General features: G+C 60.5%; 1 protein-coding gene. It reads left to right on the plus strand.

Annotated features, from left to right (window positions below):
* Nucleotides 1-296 precede the first annotated feature (296 nt).
* Nucleotides 297-728: a DUF2478 domain-containing protein gene (locus tag AAFX91_RS41995; protein WP_130231991.1), complete on the plus strand. Its 432-nt coding sequence runs from the start codon at nt 297-299 to the stop codon at nt 726-728.
* The last annotated feature ends 238 nt before the right edge of the window (nt 729-966 follow it).

Raw genomic sequence — 966 nt, forward strand, 5'->3', positions numbered from 1 at the left:
CTCGTGGGGGGACACGCGCTCTCTTTCGTGGTCAAGCCGCTCCGGAAGGCCTCCGTTACCAAGCTGGCTTGCCGCCGATGCGCAGTTCAGCGTACCGTACCGGCTAGAGGTGTGGGCGGCGATCTCCAGCACAGCGGCATAACGCGCCGCTCGCTATGCCTAAGGCTCGATTTGGAATCGGTATATTCGTCCAGGCCAACGGGCGTCTCGCTGGTTCACGGCCCTGAAGCGCCAGAGTAGGTATCGCGCGTTTCGCGCCGACAAAGCGCGAAACGAGCAATTAGAGGATCACGCCCATGATCACCACCCTCGCGGATATCGATCCGAAGCGCGTTGCGGCAATCCTCCACCGGTCGGAACAGGATGCTTATAAGCTGCTCGCCGACTTAGCCCAGGAGTCTCATGCGACAAGGCGTGCACGTCATTGGTTTTGTTCAGAAAAAACTGAAGGGCGCGACGGCATAAAAACCATGGTCGCGCTCGACATTGCGACAGGGCACGAGATTTCGATCTGCCAGCCACTCGGCAGCGGCGCCATATCCTGCAAGCTTGATGCTAGTGGGTTTGCCGACGCCGCAGTTGTAGTGGCCCGCGCGACCAAGCGGCGCGTCGATCTCCTCGTGATTAACAATTCTCCGAGCAGGAGCCCCGGCCGGGGGACGAATTTGTCGATGCGGTCATCGCTAGCGTGCCATTCCTCACCACCGTCCGGAAAAATGCCTTGCTGACTCGCGGACTTTCACCGGGATGTCGGCATAACGCTGTGGTGCGAGCGCCAGGTCGTAGAGGGATGATGGCGCGACATCGCCCGCCGCCGCGCATCCGCGCGCAATCCATCCGGTCACGACGATTTAGTGATGATTCCATCCGGCAGCTTCATCACGGCCGAGAGAGCATCGCCGATCTTGCCCCGAGATTATCCACCACGATCGATGGAAAAAAGCCGTCACTGCCGGCTTCCGCTCC

The organism is Bradyrhizobium sp. 31Argb, from assembly GCF_043638955.1.
Taxonomy (GTDB): domain Bacteria; phylum Pseudomonadota; class Alphaproteobacteria; order Rhizobiales; family Xanthobacteraceae; genus Bradyrhizobium.